The organism is Hansschlegelia beijingensis (genome assembly GCF_045505405.1).
GTDB lineage: Bacteria > Pseudomonadota > Alphaproteobacteria > Rhizobiales > Methylopilaceae > Methylopila > Methylopila beijingensis_A.
In genome coordinates, this window is sequence record NZ_JBJKEX010000026.1 from 1 (window position 1) to 19,871 (window position 19,871).

General features: G+C 70.5%; 15 protein-coding genes and 1 pseudogene. 13 read left to right on the forward strand and 3 right to left on the reverse strand.

The features are described from left to right. The 5 genes from ACIKT0_RS03265 to ACIKT0_RS03285 form a co-directional block, all read left to right on the forward strand. The coding region (locus ACIKT0_RS03265; protein ID WP_407103977.1) for an RsmB/NOP family class I SAM-dependent RNA methyltransferase at positions 1 to 1,175 on the forward strand (1,175 nt) is incomplete at its 5' end. 84 nt (positions 1,176 to 1,259) lie between these two features. Next, the gene (locus tag ACIKT0_RS03270) at positions 1,260 to 3,026 is read left to right on the forward strand and encodes a heparinase II/III family protein (protein WP_407103978.1); all 1,767 of its coding nucleotides are present in this window, start codon (positions 1,260 to 1,262) and stop codon (positions 3,024 to 3,026) included. Positions 3,027 to 3,110: 84 nt separating this feature from the next. Further along, positions 3,111 to 4,697 (forward strand): bifunctional phosphoribosylaminoimidazolecarboxamide formyltransferase/IMP cyclohydrolase, encoded by a 1,587-nt coding sequence (gene purH, locus ACIKT0_RS03275; RefSeq protein WP_407103979.1) that lies wholly within the window; start codon positions 3,111 to 3,113, stop codon positions 4,695 to 4,697. Between the two features lie 141 nt (positions 4,698 to 4,838). After that, a complete protein-coding gene (locus ACIKT0_RS03280) occupies positions 4,839 to 5,615 on the forward strand; it encodes an SGNH/GDSL hydrolase family protein (RefSeq protein ID WP_407103980.1) in 777 nt (258 codons plus the stop codon). A 67-nt stretch (positions 5,616 to 5,682) separates the two neighbouring features. Continuing rightward, a complete protein-coding gene (locus ACIKT0_RS03285; protein WP_407103981.1) occupies positions 5,683 to 6,003 on the forward strand; it encodes a heavy metal-binding domain-containing protein in 321 nt (106 codons plus the stop codon). Between the two features lie 16 nt (positions 6,004 to 6,019). On the opposite strand, the gene ACIKT0_RS03290 is transcribed toward ACIKT0_RS03285, so the two are convergent. Both ACIKT0_RS03290 and ACIKT0_RS03295 read right to left on the reverse strand, forming a co-directional pair. Continuing rightward, the gene (locus tag ACIKT0_RS03290; protein ID WP_407103982.1) at positions 6,020 to 10,837 is read right to left on the reverse strand and encodes an NAD-glutamate dehydrogenase; all 4,818 of its coding nucleotides are present in this window, start codon (positions 10,835 to 10,837) and stop codon (positions 6,020 to 6,022) included. Positions 10,838 to 10,873: 36 nt separating this feature from the next. Beyond that, positions 10,874 to 11,143, reverse strand: a pseudogene (locus ACIKT0_RS03295) (glutamate--tRNA ligase family protein); the annotation flags it as partial. On the opposite strand from ACIKT0_RS03295, the gene ACIKT0_RS03300 reads away from it, so the two are divergent. The 8 genes from ACIKT0_RS03300 (at position 11,036) to mazG (ending at position 18,678) form a co-directional block, all read left to right on the forward strand. Further along, positions 11,036 to 11,416, forward strand: a complete 381-nt coding sequence (locus ACIKT0_RS03300) for a hypothetical protein (protein ID WP_407103991.1) — start codon at positions 11,036 to 11,038, stop codon at positions 11,414 to 11,416. The pseudogene ACIKT0_RS03295 and the gene ACIKT0_RS03300 overlap by 108 nt on opposite strands. Before the next feature lie 98 nt (positions 11,417 to 11,514). Then, positions 11,515 to 12,717 (forward strand): D-alanyl-D-alanine carboxypeptidase family protein, encoded by a 1,203-nt coding sequence (locus tag ACIKT0_RS03305; RefSeq protein WP_407103983.1) that lies wholly within the window; start codon positions 11,515 to 11,517, stop codon positions 12,715 to 12,717. After that, positions 12,717 to 13,364 (forward strand): dTMP kinase, encoded by a 648-nt coding sequence (gene tmk, locus ACIKT0_RS03310; RefSeq protein WP_407103984.1) that lies wholly within the window; start codon positions 12,717 to 12,719, stop codon positions 13,362 to 13,364. The genes ACIKT0_RS03305 and tmk overlap by 1 nt, the downstream gene beginning before the upstream one ends. Further along, positions 13,361 to 14,428, forward strand: a complete 1,068-nt coding sequence (locus tag ACIKT0_RS03315) for a DNA polymerase III subunit delta' (protein ID WP_407103985.1) — start codon at positions 13,361 to 13,363, stop codon at positions 14,426 to 14,428. Before tmk ends, ACIKT0_RS03315 begins: the two co-directional genes overlap by 4 nt. 28 nt (positions 14,429 to 14,456) lie before the next feature. Then, the gene (metG, locus tag ACIKT0_RS03320) at positions 14,457 to 16,019 is read left to right on the forward strand and encodes a methionine--tRNA ligase (protein ID WP_407103986.1); all 1,563 of its coding nucleotides are present in this window, start codon (positions 14,457 to 14,459) and stop codon (positions 16,017 to 16,019) included. Beyond that, on the forward strand, positions 16,016 to 16,834 hold the full coding sequence (locus ACIKT0_RS03325) for a TatD family hydrolase (RefSeq protein ID WP_407103987.1): 819 nt from the start codon (positions 16,016 to 16,018) through the stop codon (positions 16,832 to 16,834). Before metG ends, ACIKT0_RS03325 begins: the two co-directional genes overlap by 4 nt. Next, positions 16,831 to 17,670 (forward strand): MBL fold metallo-hydrolase, encoded by an 840-nt coding sequence (locus ACIKT0_RS03330; protein ID WP_407103988.1) that lies wholly within the window; start codon positions 16,831 to 16,833, stop codon positions 17,668 to 17,670. The genes ACIKT0_RS03325 and ACIKT0_RS03330 overlap by 4 nt, the downstream gene beginning before the upstream one ends. 180 nt (positions 17,671 to 17,850) lie before the next feature. After that, entirely contained in the window at positions 17,851 to 18,678 is an 828-nt protein-coding gene (gene mazG / locus ACIKT0_RS03335; protein ID WP_407103989.1) for a nucleoside triphosphate pyrophosphohydrolase, read from the forward strand. A 15-nt stretch (positions 18,679 to 18,693) separates the two neighbouring features. Here the strand turns inward: mazG and ACIKT0_RS03340 are convergent, their stop codons facing one another. Beyond that, positions 18,694 to 19,632 (reverse strand): alpha/beta hydrolase, encoded by a 939-nt coding sequence (locus ACIKT0_RS03340; RefSeq protein WP_407103990.1) that lies wholly within the window; start codon positions 19,630 to 19,632, stop codon positions 18,694 to 18,696. Positions 19,633 to 19,871: the final 239 nt, after the last annotated feature.

Genomic DNA, 19,871 nt, shown 5'->3' on the forward strand with positions numbered 1-19,871 from the left:
ACGAACGCGACCGCGCGCTCGCGCGCGCCATCGCGGGCGTCACGCTGCGGCGCCTCGGAACGCTGCGAACGCTGGTGGCCGGCAAGCTCGAGAAGGGGCTCCCCAAGAAGGGCGGGCTGCTCGAGGCGATCCTGGTGACCGGCGCCGCGCAGGCGCTCTACATGCAGGTGCCGGCCCATACCGCCGTCGATCTCGCGGTCGCCACGGCGCGCGCCGATCCGGACGCCCGCCACTTCGCCGGCCTGGCCAATGCGGTGCTGCGAGGGATCGTGGCCGACGGTCCGCCGGCGGAGACGCCCGGCGCGGACGTGCCGGGCTGGCTCTATGCGCGGTGGACGCGCAACTACGGGCCGGAGGCCGCGGCGCGCATGGCCGAAAGCGTCGGGGCCGAACCGGCGCTCGACCTCTCGGTGAAGAGCGAGCCGGAGCAATGGGCGGCGCGCCTCGGCGGCGTCGCCCTGCCGACCGGCTCGGTCCGGCTCGTGGCGAGCGGTCTCGTCTCGGCGCTCGATGGGTTCTCGGAGGGCGCCTGGTGGGTCCAGGACGCAGCCGCCGCGCTGCCTGCGCGCCTGTTGGGCGACATCGAGGGCCTGAGAGTGATCGATCTCTGCGCTGCGCCGGGCGGCAAGACCGCCCAGCTCGCCGCCGCGGGCGCCGAGGTCGTGGCGGTCGACAAGTCGGCCGAACGGCTGATGCGGCTGTCGCAGAACCTGGCGAGGCTTGGCCTGTCGGCGGCGACCACGGTGGCGGACGCCGCCACGCTCTCGGCGGAGCCCGCCGACGCGGTCCTGCTCGACGCGCCCTGCAGCGCGACCGGCACCACCCGCCGCCATCCGGACGTCGGCTGGCTGAAGCGCGAGAGCGACATCGTCGGGCTGGCGCGCGTTCAGGCGCAGCTGCTGGACTCGGCCGTCCGGCTGGTGAAGCCGGGCGGGCTGCTGGTCTATTGCGTCTGCTCGCTCGAGCCCGAGGAGGGCGAACGTCAGATCGACGCACTGCTGGCGCGCAACCCGCGGATTCGCGTCGAACCGGCGCGCGCGGAGGAACTGCCCGGCGTGGAGGAGGCGATCGACCCGAGCGGCTACGTGCGGACGCTGCCGTTCCATTTCCCGCATGAAGACCGCCGCCTCGCCGGCTGCGACGGCTTCTTCGCGGCGCGGCTGCGGGTCGGCTGACGCCCGCGAATCGCGACAGTCGCGGCGTCATGTGCGAGACTCCTGCGGGTGGCGCCGAGGCGTCGGCATCGGACTGGAGAAGCGATGGGGTTGGCGGCGCTCGGCGAAAAGGCGCGACTCGCCGGCATCGTCTTGACCATCTGGCCGCGCGCCGTCTGGCGACGGCTGGCCGCGCTTGCGGGTCTGCCGCGCGAGGTCGCTCGTCGCACGCCCGACAAGCTTCTCATCGCTCCGCACGATCTCCGGACCACCGACCCGACCCGCGCCGCTGAGATCTACGCCGGGACGTTCTCGCTCGCCGGCCGGGTTCTGGAAACGAAGGGCGGCTCGCCCTTCCTTGCCGCCGCCCCCTCCGAGGAGTGGGCCGACGCGCTGCACGGCTTCGCATGGTTGCGTCACCTCCGGGCGGCCGACACGACGCTCGCGCGGGCCAACGGGCGGGCGCTCGTCAACGAGTGGATCGGCTTGCGGGGCGGGCCCGCGCAGAGCGCGCATAAGCCGGAAGTGGCCGCGCGGCGGCTGATCTCGTGGTTCTGCCACGCCCCGCTCATCCTGGACGGCGCGGATCGGGCCTTCTACCGGCGCTTCCTCAAGAGCGCGACCCGGCAGACGCGGCGCCTGGAGCGCATGTTCCACCAGACCCCGGACGGCCTGCCCCGGCTGACCGCCGCCGCCGCGCTCGCCTATGCGGGCCTTTGTCTGTCCGGCGAGGCCCGCCTGCTCCGGACGGCGTCGAAGCGGCTTTCGCAGGAGCTCGAGCGGCAGATCCTGCCTGACGGCGGGCATGTCAGCCGCAATCCGGCGGCGCTCGTCGGCGCGCTGCTGGACCTGCTGCCGCTCCGTCAGGCCTTCACGGCCCGCAATGCGCCGCCGCCGCAGACGCTTCTCAGCGCGATCGACCGGATGATGCCGATGCTGCGGTTCTTCCGGCATGGCGACGGCGAATTCGCGCAGTTCAACGGCGCGGGGCCGACCTCGTTCGATCTGATCGCGACCGCCCTCGCCTATGACGACGCCCGCGGCGCTCCGGTGGAGGACGCACAATATTCGGGTTACCAGCGGCTCGCGGCGGCCGATGGACTGGTCATCATCGACGCCGGCCCCCCGCCGCCGTTCGACGTCTCCCAGCAGGCCCACGCGGGATGCCTGTCGTTCGAGTTCTCGGCCGGCGAGGAGCGCGTGATCGTGAACTGCGGCTCCCCGCGCTTTCAGGGCGGGGACTGGTTCGCGGCCGGACGCGCGACCGCCGCCCACTCCACCGCGACGATCGGAGAGGTCTCGTCCTGCCGGTTCACCTCGGCGGGACTGCGGCGCGTTTCGGGCGCGCGGGTGCTGGCCGGGCCCTCGGCCGCGACGGCGCGCAGGGAGCGCAGCGGCGACCGGATCGGCGTGGTCGCCAGCCATGACGGCTACGCCACGCGGTTCGGCGTGGTGCACGAGCGCTCGCTCTGGCTGGCGCATGACGGCCTGAGCCTGACCGGCGAAGACGTGTTCCGCCGCGTGGAAGGCTCCCGCTCGCAGAGCGACACCGCCGTGGCTCTCCGCTTTCACCTGCACCCCAGCGTGCGCGCCACGCTCAGGGACGACGGACATGGAGCCCTGCTGGCGCTGCCGAGCGGCACGACCTGGATGTTTTCGACGGCCGACGCGACCGTCTCGATCGAGGAGAGCGTCTATCTGTCGGACGCCCGGGGGCCACGCCGCTCCGAACAGCTCGTGATCCGCGCCAGCGTGCGCGCGACGCCGAGGATCGCCTGGTCCCTGGAGGCCGTAGACGAGGCGGCCTATGGTCGCTCCGCCCGGCTTCCGACCGCCTCGACCCTGTTCGGTCCGCCGCCCCAGACGGCCTGAGCGTGGATCAGCGTCGCGCGTTCGGCTCTTCAGCTCTGCGGCCCGAGATGCTACCGGCAGGTCCCCCTTGCCCGGAACCGCCCCATGCCTGACCGCCCCATCGCCCGCGCGCTGCTCTCCGTTTCGGACAAGACCGGGCTTCTGGAGTTCGCCCGGGCGCTCCACGCGCGCGGCGTCGCTCTGGTATCGACCGGCGGGACGGCCCGGGCGCTGAGCGAGGCGGGCCTGCCGGTCGAGGACGTGTCGGCGCTGACCGGCTTTCCGGAGATGATGGACGGCCGCGTCAAGACGCTGCATCCGAAGGTCCATGGCGGCCTTCTGGCGGTCCGAGACGACGCCGGCCATCAGCGCTCGATGCAGGAGCACGGCATCGCGGCGATCGATCTTCTCGTGGTCAATCTCTACCCCTTCGAGGCGACGCTCGCCCGCGCGGCCCCGTTCGACGAGATGATCGAGAACATCGATGTCGGAGGCCCGGCGATGATCCGGGGCGCCGCCAAGAACCACGCGGATGTCACCGTCGTGGTGGAGCCTTCGGATTACGATCAGGTGCTGGCCTCGATGGAGGCCAACGGGGGCGCGACGACGCCGGAGCTGCGCCGCCGGCTCGCCGCCAAGGCGTTCTCGCGCACGGCCGCCTACGACGCGGCGATCGGAACCTGGCTTTCGCGCGAGGTGGGCGAGGACGCCCCAGCGTTCCGCGCGCTTGGGGGCGCGCTCGCCCAGACGCTGCGCTACGGGGAGAACCCGCACCAGAGCGCCGCCTTCTACCGCACGGCCGAGGCGCGCCCCGGGGTGGCGACCGCGGTGCAGGTGCAGGGCAAGGAGCTTTCCTACAACAACATCAACGACACGGACGCGGCCTACGAGCTCGCCGGCGAGTTCGACCCGCAGCGGACCGCGGCCTGCGTGATCGTCAAGCACGCCAATCCCTGCGGCGCGGCCGAGGCCCCGAGCCTCGCCGAGGCCTATGAGCGCGCGCTCGCCTGCGATCCGGTCTCGGCCTTCGGCGGCATCGTCGCGTTCAACCGGAAGCTGGACGCCGCGGCCGCGCGAGAGATCGTCAAGATCTTCACCGAGGTGATCGTCGCGCCCGACGCCGACGAGGAGGCCAAAGCCATCATCGCGGGCAAGAAGAACCTTCGCCTTCTGTTGGCTGGCGCCCTGCCCGATCCGCGCGCGCCCGGCCTCTCGATCCGGACCGTGGCGGGCGGCTTCCTGGCCCAGACACGCGACTCGAGCGTGGTCGACGACCTCGAGCTCAAGGTGGCGACGAAGCGCGCGCCCACCGAGCAGGAGCTTTCGGACCTGCGGTTCGCCTTCCGGGTGGCGAAGCACGTCAAGTCGAACGCGATCGTCTACGCGCGCGATGGCGCCACGGTCGGGATCGGGGCCGGCCAGATGAGCCGCGTCGACAGCGCGCGCATCGCCGCACACAAGGCGCGCGAGGCGGCGGAAGCGGCGGGTCTGTCGCGCCCCGGCACGGAAGGGTCGGTCGTGGCGTCGGACGCCTTCTTCCCGTTCGCGGACGGCCTGGACGCGGCGATCGAAGCAGGCGCCACCGCCGTCATCCAGCCGGGCGGCTCCATGCGGGACGCGGAGGTGATCGCGCGGGCCGACGAGGCGGGGCTCGCGATGGTGTTCACCGGGGTGCGGCACTTCCGTCACTGAGCGGCGGTGCCCCGGCTCCATTCACGCCAAGTTCAACATACGGATTCGCCCTTACCTGACTCCGCGCCCCGCTCGTGCTATCGCACGATGAGTGGGGAGTACCCCCGCACCCTTGTGGCCGCATCTTCGGGGTCTCCTCACATGGCGTCCGTCGTCTCCGTCCTCCGCGCCGGCGCGTTGCTCGGCTGCCTTGCCCTGACCGCCTCCGGGGCGATCGGCGAGCCGTTGCGCGCCCCCTGCCGGGTGGCGGACGAATACCTCGCCCTCAACGGCAAGCTCGACCGCGCCGCGTCCCATCTGAAGGACAGCGACGGCTTCAAGATCCTCGTGATCGGCTCCTCGTCGACCGCCGGGGTGGGCGCCACCTCTCCGAACAACGCTTACACGGCGCGGCTTCAGCAGGAGCTCGCGCAGCGCCTGCCGGGCGTCAGCGTCACCGTGGTGGCGCGTGGCGTCGGCGGCGAAACCGCGATCGGCGCCGAGGCGAGACTGTCGCGCGAGATTTCGTCGACGAAGCCCGATCTGGTCGTCTGGCAGATCGGCACCAACGACGCGGCGCGGCGGCTCGATCTCGCCACCTTCCGCCGCGTCGCCGCGGAAGGCCTCAAGGCGATCTCGGGGAGCGGCGTCGACGTGGCCATGCTCGATCCGCAGTTCGTGCCGCAGGATGAGGCGAGCTACGAGCCCTATATCGACGTGCTGGAATCGCTGGCCGAGGCGAACGGGGTCCCGCTCGCCCGCCGCTACGACGCCATGCGGGCGATGGCCAAGGCTGGCGGCGCCGCGATGCTCTCGCGCGATCGCCTGCACATGAACGACGTCGGCCATGCCTGCGTCGGCGCCTTCCTGGCGGAAGCCCTCGATCGCAAGCTCGCCCCGACTCCCCCGGCCGTAGCCGAGGCCGGGCGCCAGTCCTGAGGACTTATCCGATCGGATCTGACGAGCTAGCTTGCTCCGGCGCGCGTCCCGCGGAGGAGAAGGTCTCATGCTCGTCACGACCACGCATTCGGTCGAAGGCCGTCGAATCCTCGAATACCAGGGTCTCGTGACCGGCGAGGCGATCCTCGGCGCCAACATTTTCCGCGATCTGTTCGCGGCCGTCCGAGACATCGTGGGCGGCCGTTCGGGCTCCTATGAACGCGAGCTCAAGAGCGCGCGCGACATCGCGATCGACGAGATGGTCGCGGAGGCCCGCGCCCGCGGCGCGAACGCCGTCATCGGCGTGGACCTCGACTATGAGACCGTGGGGCGCGAAGGCTCCATGCTGATGGTGACCGCCTCCGGCACGGCCGTGCTGCTCGACTGAAGCGGCTCGGGCCCCCTCAACCGCCAGTTCGGCCGAGGTCCTGCATCAGTCCTGCGGCCACCGAGAGGCGCCCGAGGGTGAGCCCCGGGTCTGCGATCTCGGCCACGGTCCGCCGGACCCGCTCCGCGTCCTCGGCCTTCTTGAGCCACGCCTCGACCGCGGAGCGTCCGTCCGCCTGTGGCGCGCCCGACAACGCCGCGATCGCGGCGTTGCGCGCGGCGACGCCGATCTGATCCAGCGCCTGGTCGATGGCGAGCCTCTCGTAATAGTCCGCCGCAGTGATGGCCTGCGCGCTGCGCACCAGCCGGCTGAGCCCGAACAGGTCCGCGACCGCGAACAGGGCCGCGCCCGCGACGTCGGTGGAGCGTCCCGTGCGGTCGGCGATCAGCACCGCGTCGGTCGCGCCCTCGAGGGCGAGAAGGGCGGAGAACCGCTGCGCCAGCGGTTCGGGCAGGCCGGATCGAAGCAGCTCCTCGGCGCGCGCGGAGCGTCGCCTGGCCGCCTCGGGGCTGAGGGTCTGATCGAGACCCGCAGCCACGGCGTCGACCCCGCGCTGGAAGCGGCTCGCAAGCAGCTCCAGGTCTTCATCGAGATCGACGTTCCGCAGGAACCAGCCCATGCGGTGGAGCAGCAGCTCCTGCAGCCCGGCGTAGAGCCCGAGCTGCAGATCTCCCGGGATCTGCGCGTCGAGCGCGTCGACCTGCGCGTGGACTTCCTCCATCCGGAACGCCTCGCGGGCGACCGCGAACGCCGTCGCGGCGCGGGCCGCGCTTGCGCCGGTCTGGTCGGCGAGGCGAACCAGAATGGCCGGCCCGCCCCGGTTGACCATCGCGTTGGCGACCGCGGTGGCCAGGATCTCGCGGCGCAGACGGTGCCCGGAAATCTCTTCCGCGAACCGCTCCCGCATCGGCGCCGGGAAGTAGCTGAAGAGCTCGCCGGCGAAGTAGGGGGCGTCCGGGATGCCGGAGGCCAGAAGGTCGTCGTAGAGCGCGATCTTCGACCATGCGAGCAGCACGGCCAGCTCGGGCCGCGTGAGCCCCTCGCCCTGGCGGGCTCGCTCGGTGAGCGCGGAATCGTCGGGCAGGTTCTCGACCGCCCTGTCGAGAAGGCCGCGCGCCTCGAGGCTGCGCATCAGCCTGGCGTGGAAACCCGCATCGGCCGATGCCGAGCGCTGCGCGAGCGAGAGGGCGAGCGTCTGTTCGTAGTTGTTGCGCAGGACGAGCCGCGCGACCTCGTCGGTCATCTCGCCGAGCAGCCGGTTTCGCTCCTCCAGGCGCAGCGCGCCGCTGCGGACGGGCCCCGCCAGCGCGATCTTCAGGTTCACCTCCACGTCCGAGGTGTTCACGCCGGCCGAGTTGTCGATCGCGTCGGTGTTCAGCCGGACGCCCTGTCGAGCGGCCTCGATCCGGCCGCGCTGGGTGACCCCCAGGTTGGCGCCCTCCCCGATCACCTTCGCGCGGACGTCCTTCGCGGCGATCCGAATGGCGTCGTTGCCGCGATCGCCGACCGAGTCGTCGGTCTCGTCCGAGGCGCGGACATAGGCGCCGACGCCGCCGAACCCCAGCAGATCGGCGGGAGCGCGCAGGATCGCCCTCATCACCTGGCGTGGAGTGGCCGAGACCCTGTCGAAGCCGAGCGCGGCCTGCGCCTCTGGCGACAGCCGGATCGACTTCAGGGCGCGCGAGAACACGCCGCCGCCAGCCGAGATCTTCTGCGCGTCGTAGTCGGCCCAACTCGAGCGCGGCAGGCCGAACAGCCGACGCCGCTCCTCCAGCGAAACGGCCGGGTCGGGGTTCGGATCGATGAAGATGTCGCGATGGTCGAAGGCTGCGATCAGCTTGATCGCCGGCGACAGCAGCATGCCGTTACCGAACACGTCGCCGGACATGTCCCCCACCCCGACGACCGTGAACGGCGTGGTCTGGATGTCCACGTCCATCTCGCGGAAGTGCCGTTTCACCGCCTCCCAGGCGCCGCGCGCGGTGATCCCCATGCGTTTGTGGTCGTAGCCGGCCGAGCCGCCCGAGGCGAAGGCGTCGCCAAGCCAGTAGCCGCGACGCTCGGCGATCTCGTTGGCCGTATCCGAGAAGGCCGCCGTGCCCTTGTCGGCCGCGACCACCAGATAGGGGTCGTCGCCGTCGTGCCGGATGAGCTGCGCCGGCGGCGCGGCGTGGCCGTCCCGCAGGTCGTCCGTGACGTCCAGCAAGGCGTTGATGAACAGCCGGTAGGCCTCGGTTCCCTCGGCGAGCCAAGCCTCGCGCGGCGCGGCGGGCAGCCGCTTCGGAACGAAGCCTCCCTTCGCCCCGACCGGCACGATGACAGCGTTCTTCACCTGCTGCGCCTTCACGAGCCCGAGGATTTCGGTCCGGAAGTCCTGCGGCCGGTCGGACCAGCGCAGGCCGCCCCGCGCCACCTTCCCGAAGCGCAGATGAACGCCTTCGACGCGCGGCGAGCACACCCAGATGTCGTAGAGCGGGCGCGGCGCCGGCAGATCCTCGATCTTGCGGCTCTCGAACTTGAACGCGAACGTTTCCCGGGGGACGCCCTGCCCGTCGCTCTGGAAGAAGTTCGTGCGCACCATGGCGCGGACGAGATTCAGGAAGCGCCGGAGGATGCTGTCCTCATCGAGGCTGTCCACGCTCTCGAGCGCCGCCTCGATCTCGCCGGCGAGGGCGGTCTCGCGTGCCGGATCGCTCGCGCCCGGAGCGGGATCGAAGCGCGCGCGAAACAAAGCGACGAGCTTTGTGGCGATCGCCGAGTGCTTCACCAGCGTGCGCCACATGTAGTCCTGGTCGTATGGCGCGCGGGCCTGCCTCAGAAAGCGCGAGAGGGCCCGCAGCAGGGCGACTTCCCGCCATTCAAGCTCGCCCTCCAGCGCCAGCGCGTTGTAGCCGTCGCTCTCCGCCTCCCCGCGCAGAACTGCGATCAGCAGCGCCTCCAGCCGCGCGTCGAGCTCGGGCGTAAGATCGACCCCGCCGCCCGTCGCCCGCTCCAGCGTCATGTCATGCAACCAGACGCGGGCTCCTCCGGCCGGAGCGATCTCGAAGGTGCGCTCCTCGATCACGCGAAATCCCATGTCCTCGAGCATCGGGACCCGGCGCGACAGCGGCACCGCGTGCTCGCGGGAAAAGACCTTCAGGTTCAGCCGCGCCTTCGGCTCGTCGCCGCGTGCGTAAAAATCGACCGCGAAGGTGCGGGTCTCGTCGAGGCGTTCGATCTGATCGACGTCGACGATCGCCTCGCGCGGCGTCACACGCGCCTCGTAGGCCGGTCCGAACGCGTCGCCGTAGCGCTGCGCCAGGGATCGGGCGACCGCGCCCGGACGGGTGGCGGCCAGCTCCAGCCGCAGCCCGTCCCCCCATGTCCGGACGATCGCGCCGAGCTCCGCGTCGAGCGCCTCGGGATCGACCGGCTTCGGCGCGGCGTCGAGGCCGATGATGAAATGCACGCGCGCGAGCGGCCCCTCGGGGAAGCCCGGATTATAGGCCGAGACCCGCCCCCCGAGGCGCTCGGCCAGATGCGCCCCCAGCCTCACGCGGACCTCTGAATCGTAGCGCTCGCGCGGCACGTAGACGAGCGCCGAGACGAACCGCTGGAAGCGGTCCGGCCGCAGCAGCGCCTTCACCCGCGGCCGCCCGTAAAGCGCCAGAACCTCCATGGCCGCGGCGAAGAGCGCGCCTGCTCCCGCCTGGAACAACTCCTCGCGCGGATAGGTCTCGAGCAGGTTCGCGAGCGCCCGCCCCGAATGGCTCTCGGCGTCGAACCCGGCCCGGCGGATGACCTCCGCGATCTTGCGCCGGATCAGCGGCGTCTCTCGCGCGGGACGCATCAGGGCCGAGCCGGTGAACAGGCCGAGGATCCGCAGTTCTCCCGTGAGCCTGCCGTCGGCGTCGAAGCGCTTCACCCCCACATAGTCCATGTAGAGCCGACGGAAGACGCGGGACTTCACGCTCGCCTTGGTGACGATCAGCGGCTTCGGCTCGTGCAGGAAGGCGCGGATCTCCGGCGTCATCACGACCAGTTCGCCGCGCCTCTTGAGCACGCGCATCTGCGGGTCGCGCAGCAGGCCGAGGCCGGTGTCCGGCATGGGGTCGAGGCGCTCGTCCTCGCCCGCGCCGGTCAGCGCATACTCCCGCACGCCCAGGAAGACGAAGTCATCCTGCGTCAGCCATTCGAGGAACTGCACGGCTTCCGCGATCTCATCGGCAGGCAGCGGAGGCGGCGCCTCGCGGAACGCCACGACCGCGGAGCGGACCGCGGCGAGCATCGGCTCGTAGTCATCCGCCGCGCTCCGGACCTCGCCGAGCACGCCGTCGAGCGCCTCCACGAGCGCCCGGCGCTCCTCGGCGGCGTCGTCGATGCGGTCGAGGTGAAGGTGGATCAGGCTCTCGCGCGGCGCATTCTCGAATTCGGCGCGGTCGGCGTCGCCGTCGAAGGCCGCCAGCGTCCCGTCCGGGCGGCGCGTGACCGCAAGGATCGGATGGACGACGAAGCGAACCGGCAGCCGCCGGTCCGCGAGTTCGGCCAGCACGCTGTCGAGCAGAAACGGCATGTCGTCATTGACGATCTCGAGCGCCGTGATCTCGCCGACGTCCGGAAGATCGTGATCCGTCAGCCGGATGTCTGGCGTGCGGGGGCGCCTCCTGCCGAGATGCTCCCACGCCGCGCGGGCGAGGCCCGCGAGCGCTTCAGGGGTGAAGGGAGCCAGATCCTCCGCGGAGGCATGGCCGAACATGGCCTCGACGAAACCGGCCGCCGGCGCCGGCGACGTGCCCCCGAGCAGGGATCCGGCCTCCTTCAGGAGCGCCGCGCGCTCGTCCTCGGCCTGGTCCATCGCTTCCTCTCCGCCGCCACGCGCGTCGCCCTGCGATCAGGTGCTCTGTTCTTGGGCTCGAAACGCGTCCGAACACCCCGCCGCGGCGGCGTTCAGCACGTCGTGAGGCGTCCAGCCGGCCGCCCTGAGCGATCGCAGCGAAGGAGAGCCCCGCGTCTTGGCGAGCTTATGGCCGTCCGGCGCAATGAGGAGGGGGTGGTGGCGGTAGACCGGCGTCGGGAGGCCGAGCAGCCGCTGCAGCAGACGATGAACGGAGGTCGCCTCGAACAGATCCTGTCCCCGCACCACATGCGTCACGCCTTGCAGAGGCAGGCGGAGCCGAAGCAGCCCGCCGCCGCGCCGACGAAGGTCGCTTCTGCGAAGCGCGTGGTGCAGCCGGCAGAACCGGTCCTGGCGAGCTCCGCGCCTGACCTGACCAAGACGACGCTCGAACCGACCGCAGCGCCGGAGCCGGCCGCCGGCGGTCAGGTCGCTTCCCGCATCGCGGCCAGCTTCGACAGCTTCGGGTCTGCCGCCTTCGCTTCGGCCGGCGACTCTCATCAGCTCGGCCTCGCCAGCGCCTATTCGTCATTCCGCTAACGCTGCCGATCGATCGGGCCGCCGTGCGTCGCATCCTCGATTGTGCGCTGACCTGACGCGTCCTATCCTCCGTGTCTGAGGAAAGGCGTGGCGTAGCGATGATCGGGTTCCTTTCCGTCGGCGCGGCGCGGAGAGCGTGGCTCTTCGGCCTCACCGCCGTCGCGGCTCTGCTCCCGCAGGCGACGTTCGCAGCAGCGTCGTCGGGCCCCACGACTTCGCCGATCGCCTATCTCTACGACGTCGGCGCGGGATCCACCCTGTTCGCGAAGCAGGCCGATCTTCCGTCCGCGCCGGCCAGCATGGCGACCCTGATGACCTCCGAGCTCGTCTTCAAGGCGATGCGCGAAGGTCGCCTCAAGGCCGACGACAGCTTCAGGATCACCGAGGACGCATGGCGGCGGGGCGGGGCGCCTTCCCGCGGCTCGACGATGTTCGCCAAGCTCAACTCGGACGTCCCGCTGCCGGATCTCCTGCGCGGCATGATCGTCCAGTCGGGCGGGGACGCGGCGATCACGCTTGCGGTCGCGCTCGCGGGCTCCGAGCCGGCCTTCGCCGAGATGATGAACCGCCGCGCGCAGGAGCTTGGGCTGAGCCGCTCGACCTTCCGCAACGCGACCGGCCTGCCTGACCCGCAGCAGAAAATGACGGCGCGCGACATCGCGCAGCTCGCGCGGCACATCATCGAGACTTACCCGGAAGAGTACAGGATCTTCGCGGAGCCCGAGTTCACCTGGAACAAGATCACCCAGCGCAACCGCAATCCGTTGCTCGCCGACTATCAAGGCGCCGACGGCCTGAAGACCGGCTACACGGAAGAGTCCGGTTACGGACTGGTCGGCTCCGTGGCGCGGGACGGCCGGCGGCTGATCGTCGTGCTGAACGGTCTCGAAACAGCGAAGGATCGGGCGCAGGAAGCTCGCAAGCTGCTCGATTGGGGCTTCACCGCGTTCGAGCAGCGCGAGCTGTTTTCAGCTGACGAGCACATCGCGGAGGCCCGGGTGTTCGGAGGCGCGACGCTGCACGTCCCCCTGGTGGCCGGCCGTCCCGTGGAGTTGCTCACGCCCAAGGGCGACGAGGCGAGGGTGGTGGCGCGGGTGAGCTATGACGGGCCAGTGGTGGCCCCCATTGCGAAGGGCGCGCGGATCGGCACCCTGAAGATCTGGCGCGGCGACACGCTGTCGACCGAGACGCCGCTTCTCGCAGCGGAGGACGTGCCTGTCGGAGACATGAGCCGGCGCGCGTTCGACGGCGCCATCGAGCTCCTGGGCGGCTGGTTCGACAAGATCGTCGCCCGGATCTGATGAGCCGCTTCATCACCTTCGAAGGCGGCGAGGGCGTGGGCAAGTCGACCCAGATGCGCCGTCTCGCCGCGCGGCTGGGCGAACTGGAGCAGCGCGTCGTGACGACGCGCGAGCCCGGCGGTTCGCCGCGCGCCGAGCGCCTGCGGCAAGTGCTGCTCACGGGCCGCGCCAAACCATTCGGGCAAGTGGCCGAGACCGTGCTGCTCGCCTCCGCGCGCGCCGACCATGTCGACCGTGTCATCCGGCCCGCGCTGGAGCAGGGCGCCTGGGTTCTCTGCGACCGCTTCATCGATTCCACGCGCGCCTATCAGGGCGTGCTCGGCGACGTCGACGCCGACGTGATCTCGGCGCTCGAGCACGTCGCGGCCGGCGACTGCCTCCCCGACCTGACGCTCATCCTGGACGCGCCGACCGAGCTTGGGCTCGGGCGCGCTGGCGCCCGCGCCGGGGAGGGGACCCGCGACCGTTTCGAAGCCGAGGACGAAGCCTTTCACGAGCGGCTCAGGCGCGCCTTCATCGACATCTGCCGGCACGAGCCCGACCGCTGCGTGCTGATCGACGCGACAGGCGCCGAGAACGAGGTCGCCGACCGAATTTGGGACGTCGTCTCGCGCCGATTCGATCTCACCAGCGTGGCGCCGGCATGAGCGACCTTTCGGAAGGGGCGCCGGAATCGGATCGGCGCGAGGGCTGCCCGCACCCGCGCGAGACGCTGCGGCTGGTCGGTCACGCGGAGGCCGAGCAGGCGCTGCTTTCGGCCTATCGCTCGGACCGGATGCACCACGCCTGGCTGATCTCGGGCGCTGAAGGCGTCGGCAAGGCGACCCTCGCCTATCGGCTTGCGCGCTTCGTCCTCGCCCATCCGGATCCTGCAGCCGCCGCCGTTCAGGGCGCCGTCGACCTCGCGGTCCCGCCGGATCACCCCGCCGCTCGGCGGGTCGCGCGACTGTCGCACTCCGACCTGCTGGTGCTTCGGCGCGGCTGGAACGCGGACCGCAAGGGCTTCTTCGGCGAGATCCGGGTCGACGATGTGCGCCGGACCGCATCCTTCTTCGGCTCGACCGCCGGGGAGGGGGGCTGGCGGGTCTGCGTCGTCGACACCGCGGACGACATGAACGGAGCTGCGGCCAACGCGCTTCTCAAGGCCCTGGAGGAGCCGCCGCCCCGCGCGTTGTTCCTCCTGCTCAGCGCCGCCCCGCGGGCGCTGCCGGCGCCGGTGCGTTCACGCTGCCGCTCGCTTCGGCTTGCGCCCCTCTCCGACCGCCAGACGCTCGACGTGCTGCAGGGACTGCCGGAGCTGGCGGACGAGCATGAGACCGAGGCGCTGGCGACCGCGGCCGAACTGGCGGAAGGCAGCGTGGCGCGGGCGCTGTCTCTGCTCGCAAGCGACGGCGCCGCGCTTCGCACCACGGTGAGCGGCCTGCTCGACCGGTTGCCCGCGGTGGACGTGAGGGCCGCGCATGCGCTGGCCGAGGATCTCGGCCGACGCGGCGCGGAAGCGCGCTTCGCGGTGTTCGTGGCCTTGGTGGGCGACTGGCTGCACGCCCGTGTGGCGGCAGGCGCCGCACTGCGGGAGCCGCGCCTTGCGCGGTTTGCGGAGCTGTGGGAGAAAACCGCCCGTTCCGCCCGGGAAATCGAGGTGTTCAACCTCGACCGGCGGCCATTCGTCCTTGAGACGCTGACCGAGCTCGCCGGCCTCGCGCGCCGCTGACGGCGGCCCGGCGAAACCCGAGCCCGGAATGTCGGACGCCAAACCGCCTTTCTACGTCACGACCGCCATCGCATATCCGAACGGCGCGCCGCATATCGGCCATCTGTACGAGGCCGTCGCGACAGACGCGGTGGCGCGCTTCCACCGTCTGGACGGCCGCGATGTGCGCTTCCTGACCGGCACCGACGAGCACGGGCTCAAGATGGCCCAGACGGCGGCGCGCGAGGGCGTGACGCCGCTCGAATGGGCGACCCGCAACGCAGAACGCTTCCGCGCCATGGACGAGCGCTATGGCGTCTCGTTCGACCGCTTCATCCGCACGACAGACGCCGACCACTACGCCGCCAGCCAGGAGCTCTGGCGGCGCATGACCGCGGCCGGGGATATCTATCTGGGGAAGTACGAGGGCTGGTACTCGGTCCGCGACGAGGCGTATTTCGACGAAAGCGAAACCACCCTCGGTGAGGACGGCGGGCGCAAGGCGCCGACCGGGGCGCCGGTCGAGTGGGTCGTCGAAGAAAGCTACTTCTTCCGCCTGTCCGCCTACCAGGAGCGGCTTCTCAAGCTCTACGAGGAGCAACCCGGCTTCATCGGTCCGGACACGCGCCGGAACGAGGTGCTGGCCTTCGTGAAGAGGGGGCTTTCGGACCTTTCGATCAGCCGCACCACCTTCAACTGGGGCGTGCCGGTTCCAGGCGATCCGAAGCACGTCATGTATGTCTGGGTCGACGCGCTGACGAACTATCTCACCGGCTGCGGCTTCCCGGACGACCGGGCGAGCTTCGAGCGTTACTGGCCGGCGAACCTGCACGTCATCGGCAAGGACATCATCCGCTTCCACACGGTGTTCTGGCCGGCTTTCCTGATGTCGGCCGGCCTGCCGCTGCCCGGGCGGGTCTTCGCGCACGGTTTCCTCTATTATCGCGGGGAGAAGATGTCGAAGTCGGTCGGCAATGTGGTCGACCCCCTGGCTTTGGCGGAAGGCTATGGCGCTGATCAGGTGCGGTACTTCCTGCTGCGTGAGGTTCCGTTCGGCCAGGACGGGGCCTACAGCCACGATGCGATCGTGGGCCGCATCAACGCGGACCTCGCCAATGACCTCGGCAATCTCGCGCAGCGCTCGCTTTCGATGGTGGCGCGGAACTGCGAGGGCAGGGTGCCCTCGCCCGGCGCCTTTTCGGAGGCGGACCGCACGCTGCTTACCGCCGCCGACAGCCTCCGCGGCAAAGTGCGCGCAGCCTTCGACGATCTTGCGCTCCACAATGCGCTGGCGACGATCTGGGCCGTGGTGGCGGACGCCAACCGCTATTTCGCGGGCCAGGAGCCCTGGGCGCTGAAGAAGACGGACCCGGAGCGCATGGCGACCGTGCTCTACGTCACGCTCGAAGTCGTGCGGCAGGTCTCGATCCTGGCGCAGCCCTTCATGCCGGAGGCGTCCTCGAAGCTGCTTGATCTGCTGGGCGCACCTCTCGACAAACGCGATTTCGCGGCGCTCGGCGAACGCGGCCGTCTCGTTCCGGGCGCGTCGCTGCCGGCGCCTCAGCCGGTCTTCCCGCGCTATGTCGAGCCCGCGGTGGAGGCGGCGTCGTGACACCCCTGGTCGACAGCCACTGCCACCTCGACTTCCCGGACTTCGGCCCGGAGCGCGATGCGGTGGTGGCGCGCGCGGTTGAGGCGGGCGTCGGCCTGATGGTGACGATCTCGACGCGAGTGAAGCAGTTCGACCGTGTCCTGTCGCTCGTCGAGCGCTATCCGAACGTGTTCGGCACCGTCGGCACGCACCCGCAGAACGCGCATGAGGAACTCGACGTCGCGACGGACGACCTGATCCGGCTCGCCCAGCACCCCAAGATCGTCGGCTTCGGCGAGGCCGGCCTGGATTTCCACTACGATACCAGCCCGCCGGAAGCGCAGGAGCAGGGTTTCCGCGTGCACATCGCGGCTGCGCGCGAGACCGGCCTTCCGCTGGTGATCCACTCCCGATCGGCCGACGAGCGGATGATCGAGGTTCTGGAGGACGAGGCGGGGAAGGGGGCCTTCCCGGCGGTGTTGCACTGCTTCTCTTCCGGCGCCGAGCTTGCGCGCCGTGGCGTGGCGCTCGGCCTCTATGTCTCGTTCTCGGGCATCCTGACGTTCAAGAAGTCCGACGAGCTTCGGGCCATCGCGGCCGAGCTGCCCGCGGACCGGCTGCTCGTCGAGACCGACGCGCCGTACCTCGCGCCGGATCCATTTCGCGGCAAGCGTAACGAGCCGGCTTACACCGCCCGGACCGCCGCCGTGCTGGCCGCGACGCGAGGCTGGAGCGAAGAAGAGACGCGTCGCATAACGACCGACAATTTCTTCCGTCTTTTTAACAAGACAGACAGGAACGCTCTAGTGAGCTCGACGGACTCGGCGGCCGCGTGAGGCTGCGCGTCACGATCCTCGGCTGCGGCTCCTCCGGCGGCGTCCCGCGGGTCGCGAGCGGCTGGGGCGCGTGCGACCCGAACGAGCCCCGGAATCGCCGCCGCCGCTGCTCGATCATGGTCGAGCGGCTTGGACAGGACGGCGTCACGCGGGTCGTCGTCGACACCGGGGCCGACCTGCGCGAGCAGTTGATCGACGCCGGCGTCGAGCGCGTGGACGGCGTCCTCTACACACATGAGCACGCCGACCACACGCACGGGATCGATGATCTTCGTCCGCTGGCGATCCACGCACGCGGCCGCGTCGACATCTGGTGCGACGAGCAGATGTCCGGGTTTCTCAACGGCCGCTTCGGCTACGTCTTCAAGACGCCGCCGGGCAGCGACTATCCGCCGATCCTGAACGAGCGCCGGCTGCATATCGGGCGCCCAGCCAGCATCAACGGCCCTGGCGGCGAACTCGAGGCCTTGCCGATCGCTCTCGTCCACGGGCGCGAGCGCGCGCTGGGCTTCCGGTTCGGCGACGTCGCTTACACGCCGGACGTCAACGAGATCCCGAAGTGGTCGCAGGCCTATCTGGAAGGCCTCGACGTCTGGATCATCGACGCGCTCCGGCACACGCCGCATCCGAGCCATTTCTCGGTCAGCGATGCGCTGGGCTGGATCGAGCGGCTGAAGCCCCGCCGCGCCATCCTGACCAATCTCCACACGGATCTCGATTACGCCACCTTGAAGGCGAGCCTGCCGCCGTCAGTCGATGTCGCGTTCGACGGTCTCGTCATCGAAAGCGCGACGACGGCGACCGAAGCGACCGGCGATCGCGAGGCGGTTTCCTGACCGGGAGCCCGTAAACGGTCATCCGGGCGTCCAACAAAGTTCCATAATATATCTTATGCGACTCGCGCTGGGCGGCAGCCTCGCGGCTAAGCGGCGTTGGACCCAGACCGCGCGGCAGGCCGCGCCTTGACGAGCCGGGCGGCCGCGGGCACCTCTCGGACGCCCTTGTCGGAGACTCCCATGACGCCCTCTCGCGACATCGCCCGCCTGATCGAGATCATGGCCGCGCTCCGCCAACCAAGAACTGGCTGCCCCTGGGACCTCGAGCAGACTTTCGAGACGATTGCTCCCTACACGATCGAAGAGGCCTACGAGGTCGCGGACGCGATCCAGCGCGCCGACCTGCTGGATCTGAAGGAAGAGCTGGGCGACCTGCTCCTGCAGGTGGTCTACCACTCCCGGATGGCCGAGGAGCGCGGCGCTTTCGCGTTCGGAGACGTCGTCGAAGGCGTGACCCGCAAGCTGATCCGCCGCCATCCGCATGTCTTCGGGGAGGCGCGTGATCTGGCGCCCGACGCTGTGGCCCGGCTGTGGGACTCCATCAAGGCGGAGGAGAGGGCCGAGCGGGCCGCCGCGCGAGGCGACCAGGCCGCGCCTGCGCCAAGCATGATGGACGGCGTCGCCGCCGCCCTGCCCGGCCTCACGCGCGCTGTGAAGCTCCAGGCCAAGGTCGCCACGGTCGGCTTTGACTGGGACGACGTTTCGCTGGTGGTCGGCAAGGTGCGCGAGGAGATCGACGAAGTCGCGGAGGCGGTCTCGTCGGCCGAGAAGGACGCGATGGAGGACGAGATCGGGGACCTGCTGTGCGCGGTGGCGAACCTCGCCCGGCATGTGGGTGTCGACCCCGAGGCGGCTGTCCGGCGCTCCAACGCCAAATTCGAGCGCCGCTTTCGCTCTATCGAGCAAGAGCTTGCGAAGCTTGGAAAAACGCCTTCGGACAGTGACCTCAATGAGATGGACGCGCTGTGGAACCGCGCCAAGGCGGTTGAGCGGGGCGCAGCGGAGTAGGGGCACGCCCTGCCCTCACGCCGCGTGCCCTGCCCGAACCTCGTCATCCATCCGGTCCCGGAGGAAACGGCAGATCCGCTCGAGGGCCGTCCGGCCCTCCGGGATCAACCGTGCGAAAGCCTGCCAGACGTGGGGCATCTCGCTCCAGACCTCCAGCTCGGCGTCGACGCCGGCGAGCTGGAGCGCCCGCTGCATTCTCACAGCGTCGTCGCGCAGGATCTCGTCGCTGCCGCACTGGATCAGGCAGGGCGGCAAGCCCTTCAGCTCCCCGAAAAGCGGCGACAGCAGGGGGTTCTTCAGGTCGTTCTGCGGAGCATAAGCGCCGAGGACCGCCGGAAGACCGGCGACATGCAGCAGCGGGTCGAGCGCAGCGTTCGTCCGCAGGCTCTCGCCGCCGCCCGTCAGGTCGACGAAGGGCGACATCGCGACGGCCGCCGCCGGCATCGGAGCGCCCTCCTCTTTCAGCTTAAGCAGCAGCGCGAAGACCAGGTTGCCGCCGGCCGAGTCGCCCACGACCGCCAGGCGCGACGGCCGCGCGCCCTGCTCCAGCAGCGCGCGATACGCCGCGGCGGCGTCCTCCAGCGCCGCGGGGAACGGGTGCTCCGGCGCAAGCCGGTAGTCGATGACCCCGACGCGGGCGTCGGCCCCTCGGGCGATCCTGCCTGCGATGCCGCGATGAGTGCGCGGCGAGCCCGAAACGAAGCCGCCCCCGTGGAGATAAAGGACCCGCCGGTCAGTCTCGTGGCCTGAGGGGACGCTCCACTCCACGGCCACGCCCGCCAGCACGCCCTCACGCACAGTCACGCCCGCCGGTCGATCCGGCGCGAAGCGGGCCACCAGCTCCATCGAGCGCCGTATCCGTTTCAGATCGGGCTTGGCGTGCATGCGCGTCTTGATGGCGTGCCGCATGAAGAAGCGTAGAAGTCGCGCACGGGCGCTGGCGGCTGTGGGCATGCATGACTCTCGGCGGCGGCGGCCTAGAGCGCTCCGTCCGAAGCGCGACGTCTCCGCCGGCGAGGAGGCGCCGCCACTTCGCATATGCAAGAATGTTGTCGCTCGCATGTCAGAGCGAATCAGCGATCTGAGAATGGCCAAGACCAACGATCTTTTTGCCGGAGCGACCCCGGAAGCGCCGCGCCGCTCCGGCCTCGCCCCTGGGCATTGGGCGCCCGATCGCCTCCAGAGCCCTGGCG